The following is a 4,397-nucleotide window of genomic DNA, read 5'->3' on the forward strand; positions in this document are numbered from 1 at the left end:
GCCTCCTGCATCTGACAGCTTAATAAATCAATTTGTTTCTTCTCGTTATAGGGGCAATCGCAATAAAGTGTGGCACGATGGGTTTTAAAAATGGTTTCTGCTTTTTTCTTCGCTTGAGTAAAGTTTGCAGGGGGATTTGCATAAACAAAAGTGACAATTGGCAAAAGCATAGCGGTTAAAAATAATCGTCTTATTATAGGGCATCGCTGAAACATGCTATTCACACCTAAATAGTCAAGTTTATCCCATTTAGATTCAGGTAACAGCCAGTTTCTGTAATGCTTTAAGTTCTGACCTTAATCACACATCATTTATTTTTGAGATTAATTTTCTGTCACTTCTTTAATGAGCAGGGAAGAGGCTCAAAAAATAATGTGAGATTATCCCCATTACTTAAGATAAGTCTGTGAAGACCAGAGAATTAGAAGCAGAAACCCCAAAAGTATCTGTGTTAAGTGAGCTTATTCTTTTTTAAGCACGCTTTAATAGGGATAAGCGTTTCGTTGATGACTTGAACTGCTTGATAATACAGGGGTTTAAATAAGGCTACTTCACCCGTTTTGAATCGATAACAAATTTAATGTTATTTATCCAAATTAATTAAAAATTATGCACTAATCGTGATTAAATAATAAGAATTCTATAACAGTGAAAAAGTGCCTTAATTTTCAATTTGTTATACAAACTTGATAACTAATAACAAAATCATTTATTGGCTACAGCCTAGTCTGGTAAAGGACTATCTGGCGGTAATGGGAAATTTCGTTCCTTAATGCGAAGAGCCCCTAAAAAAGGCATTTATTTAAATAATATCTTTTAAAATTGTAGGTAAATCACATTTCCCTGCTCATCCATTTCCTTATTTAGTTCCTCATAAAATTCCTTTTCTCTATTATCAGGAGCGATTATTTCGTTCATTTTTGCCAACAAAATCAAATTAGCATTTATGGCTTCTTCAATCATACCTTTATAATTTGGCAGCTCTTTTTGAGCAGATGTCAATGTATCATGAATCAAGGTGTGTAAAAATCTAACTTCAGACCTTAAACCTAAAGATCCCCTTTCACATAAATCAAAATGCACCCTTGATTTAATGTAATAGAATGTCGTCGCATCTAACTTTTGATAAAATTCAGAATTAGAATGATTTAACCAGGATTGTAAGGTGATATTACTTATCTCTGTGATTCTCTCCAAATCACAAAGTGATAAATCATGAAAATTTTTGAGTATCCGTAAATCTTCATTAAATGATCCAGATTTCAGATCTTTCACTTCCGCTCCTAACATTTTTTGCACATTTTAAAAATATACTTACCAAAATCTAATTATACTCACTGTAGGACAAGGAATAAAGATCGTGCGGTGAAGTGTAATTATGAGCGTATTTTGGGTTTTCCCGCATATCCAGACTAAACTCTAACTCAAAGCTTTCTTAAAAAAATTGAGTGACCTACTCATTGAACAAAATAATAAGGATACACTTCGCTACGAAGTCTCTGCACCGTCATTTTTACCATTGAATCACCAATACCTATCTCTATTAATATTCTTATTTTTGAACTAAAGTTCACCTCATAAAACTTTGGTTGTTTAGGCTAATTGTTGAAGGATATTTTATGAATTTCTTAGAATCATTTGTCGAGTTTGGGTTTTCAATTAGTCTATTAGTCAATGCCCTTCTGTTTATACCCCAAATCTTCTCTATCTTAAGGAACAAAACAGCCAAAGGGGTTTCTTTGATTACTTTTGCAGGCTTTAACATAATACAAATTTTTACTATGCTTCATGGTTTATATGTTCATGACTATTTACTCGCAGCAGGCTATTTATTGAGTATATTGACCTGTGGTACGGTCACAGCCCTCGTGTTTTACATACGGTATATTAAAAACAGTGTTAAAGATCCAGTAGAATAACATTCATTCATGGTATACTTCTGTTCTTATTTTAATCAAATAACATTTTTAAAAAGAGACAGTCAAAATAAGCTTCGTCTCCAAGACTGAAGGAGTTAGGTTTTTGTTTCCTCTATTACACTAGCATGGGGGGAAGTATGTTTCTTCTAAGTTATTCATTTACTAACTTCTAATTGCTTATTTAATTTTATTATTTAAGGCTATTTTATGAACAATTCCTACACACCAAAAATCGAACACTATAATTTTCTTACCCTGCTTCCCTACGATGAAAACACCCAATTTATCAATAAACAACAAAAACTCGATGGCTTATATTTGGCTCAAAAAGTGATTGCTTCTACCGTAAAGGCTTTGGAAGCCTTTTTAAAAGGCCATTTGGTTGCTTTTGATGCGCAATTAGGCGAAAATTTATGCCAAATCAGAGCCTATCGCCTACTGCATCTCGCAAGAAAATGGTTACATAACCCAGCCTATAAAAGTGAGCTTCAGCAACAAATTGAAGCGGTTAAAGTCCATCAAATTCTTTTAGATAAAACAATCCTTAATTGGCAACAATCTATCCAATTAGCCACAACGTTTGATAAAAATTTAGATAGCAAAGAGAACATTGCGGATTTCTTTGCTCGACATGAGCTACTATTTGGCCTGCACGAAGAGTTAGTGTTTATGATTACCTGCCATTTTTTAACGCATTTTAACATTAGGGTAAATAATATTCCTGTTGCAATTAATTTAAATCAAATTGCCGATGAATACATGATATCAAAACATCGAGCCAAGCGTTTATCCCATTATTATCAACAGATTGTTTGCAAATTAGGCTGTCATTTCATCATGCAAATCGCCACTGAATTGCCGGAGCATGACTACAAAGAGATTTTGCCTAGTTTATATAAAATAGCAGACGAAGGACGTGCTGTCTTACCTTGTCATCTAGTCAGTGAAGTTATTTTCAATCATGCTATCTTAAAAAAAATTCCTATACTGCTTAAAATACACCGGTTTTGCGCTGCCCCATCCTCTCACTACGATACGATTTTATTTAATTTTTTAGGCAACAAAAAAAACGAAATCCAATTTACTCTCATGCCCTGTGAAGAAAACTATGAACACTGTTTAGTTGTCTCAGGTGAAGTTCTTGATGAAGAAACAGGGTATCGTCGAAGCCCGATAGACTATATTGCCCAAGTGCTCGATGCCTCCCCTTTAAAATTAATTCTAGCGAATACTGCTATTCATCCTCAATATTCGGGAAAACAATTAGCAGCGCTGCGACATAATCCTTTTCAGGCCTTATTTCTAGATTCTGGTAAAACTTCGATAGAAAAACGAGAGAAAGAACTCGCTTTGATGCAAAAATTCGCTTTAGAAAGTGGCTGCTCTCAACAAAACCCCACGTTATTTTTTTTAAAACACATTTACGCCAATACCTTCTTTAACGAAATAAATGATCTAAACTCTATACATACAGGCTGCGCATATGAGGCTCTCGAGGAGAAATCTAAAATAGCTAATCTTATAGGGCAACTTTATGAAAAAAAAGGGATTATCAGACCTAACTCAGATCGAACTGCTTGAGCAGCTCTTTGATAAAATGCCCGTTCACATCTATTTCAAAAATGAGCGCTTTGTATACATCAATTGCAATACTTTACAGGCTATCGATGCTGGATTTAACTCACCCCAACAGATGATTGGAAAAACAGATTACGATATTTACCCTAAAGCGTTAGCCAATCTTATTCGCAAGAATGATAAGCAGGTATTACATGGTGGCAAACCGTGTATTTTTGATGAAAATACGTCTGAGCTTGGCTTAGAAAATCTCATTTATCTCACCTATAAAATTCCAATCATTGATAAAAATGGTAAGCCTATAGGAATTGCTGGCATTTCAATCAACATCACTGCACAAAAACTCAAAGAAGAAAAAATAGAACTCGCAAAGGAATCCGCAGAAATAACTCTGGCTGGAATTCTTGAAAACCTTCCAGGCCATGTTTACTGGAAAAATCGAGACTCAGTCTATCAAGGATGTAATCTTGCCCAAGCAAAATCAGCAGGTTTTTTAGCACCAGCAGAAGTGATTGGAAAAACGGATAATGAAATGCCATGGCATCATGAGGCATCTATCTTACGTGAAAGTGATTTAATGGTCATAGAGAGTAAGAAAACGTTAACTCGAGAAGAAGCTTCGCAATTAGCTAATAGCGATAAAGTATCCATTTTTTTATCCAAAAAGTCCCCTCTCTTTAATTCAAAAGGCGAAGTAATTGGCATTTTAGGTATTTCATTTGATATCACTGACAGAAAAGAAATGGAAGAAAAACTAAGCCATGCTAAAGAGGCTGCCGAAGTAGCAAGTCAGGCCAAAACCGAATTTCTTGAAAACATGCGCCATGACATTAGAACACCGCTGACAGGGATTGTAGGGTTTGCTGATATTCTTAAAATGGAAGCAGAAAAACCTCAAAT

4 protein-coding genes and 1 pseudogene are annotated in these 4,397 nt (G+C 34.8%); 3 read left to right on the top strand and 2 right to left on the bottom strand.

What is annotated here, in order from left to right; translation table 11 throughout:
* Positions 1-215, bottom strand: a pseudogene (locus Ldro_RS03805) (hypothetical protein); the annotation flags it as partial.
* A 601-nt stretch (positions 216-816) separates the two neighbouring features.
* A complete protein-coding gene (locus Ldro_RS03810; protein ID WP_157066451.1) occupies positions 817-1,275 on the bottom strand; it encodes a hypothetical protein in 459 nt (152 codons plus the stop codon).
* A 344-nt stretch (positions 1,276-1,619) separates the two neighbouring features.
* On the opposite strand from Ldro_RS03810, the gene Ldro_RS03815 reads away from it, so the two are divergent.
* The 3 genes from Ldro_RS03815 to Ldro_RS03825 all read left to right on the top strand — a co-directional run.
* Entirely contained in the window at positions 1,620-1,919 is a 300-nt protein-coding gene (locus tag Ldro_RS03815; protein ID WP_058495104.1) for a PQ-loop domain-containing transporter, read from the top strand.
* Positions 1,920-2,126: 207 nt separating this feature from the next.
* The gene (locus Ldro_RS03820; RefSeq protein ID WP_058495105.1) at positions 2,127-3,500 is read left to right on the top strand and encodes a hypothetical protein; all 1,374 of its coding nucleotides are present in this window, start codon (positions 2,127-2,129) and stop codon (positions 3,498-3,500) included.
* Positions 3,454-4,397, top strand: a 944-nt coding sequence (locus tag Ldro_RS03825; protein WP_157066452.1) for a PAS domain-containing sensor histidine kinase, incomplete at its 3' end; no start/stop codon positions are given. The genes Ldro_RS03820 and Ldro_RS03825, both read left to right, overlap by 47 nt.

This window comes from Legionella drozanskii LLAP-1, assembly GCF_001467585.1.
GTDB classification, from domain to species: Bacteria; Pseudomonadota; Gammaproteobacteria; order Legionellales; family Legionellaceae; genus Tatlockia; species Tatlockia drozanskii.